Raw genomic sequence first — 680 nt, 5'->3', positions numbered from 1 at the left:
TGCATCGGAGTCTTGCCGTTCAGCGAGGAATGTGGTCGTTTCTTATTGTAGAACTCCTGCCATTCCATAGCCATCGCATTCAAATCAAGTGTCTTATCCGACAAATCTATAAGATTCCAAAACTCTGTCTTATCGGTCTGCTGAGACCTTTCAACTTTGCCATTCAAATGTGGAGTCCTTGGTTTGATAGGTCTGAACTTGATAAAATGGTCATGCAGTTCATATTGGAAATCATAATTGAAGAATTCTGTTCCCCAATCAGTCTGTATCCGCTGAACGGGAAAAGGAAAGGTGTTCAGTATCTCTCCTAAAAAATGAATTGTACTTTCCGCTTTTTTATTGGGATATACACGAATGGTCCTCAAACGGGTACAATCATCTATGGACGTGAACTGATATGCTCCATTTCGTACTTTCATTACATCCAGCTGGATCTTTTCCCCAGGAATTTCTTTACTATATCTGATATAGTCTGACTTTTTACGCCGTTTCACAACAGCTTTAACCTGATGCCTTTTCAACACACGCCACACGGTCATGGCTGAGAGCTTTATTCTCTTCCTAAGCAGATAGTTGGCAATCCGTTGCGCTCCCCATTTTCTCGTCTCACGCAGATTAAGAATAATGGTTTCAATTCCAGGCGTTACCTTCATATTTGCGAGTCTTGATGGGCGTTTAGA

1 protein-coding gene is annotated in these 680 nt (G+C 41.5%); it reads right to left on the bottom strand.

Going from position 1 to position 680, the window contains the following annotated elements:
* Positions 1 to 680: integrase core domain-containing protein (locus B5G16_RS12435; RefSeq protein ID WP_087264369.1), on the bottom strand; the 680-nt coding region annotated here is incomplete at both ends.

This window comes from Alistipes sp. An66, from assembly GCF_002161445.1.
Taxonomy (GTDB): domain Bacteria; phylum Bacteroidota; class Bacteroidia; order Bacteroidales; family Rikenellaceae; genus Alistipes; species Alistipes cottocaccae.
This window is presented reverse-complemented; position numbering and strand designations above follow the sequence as displayed.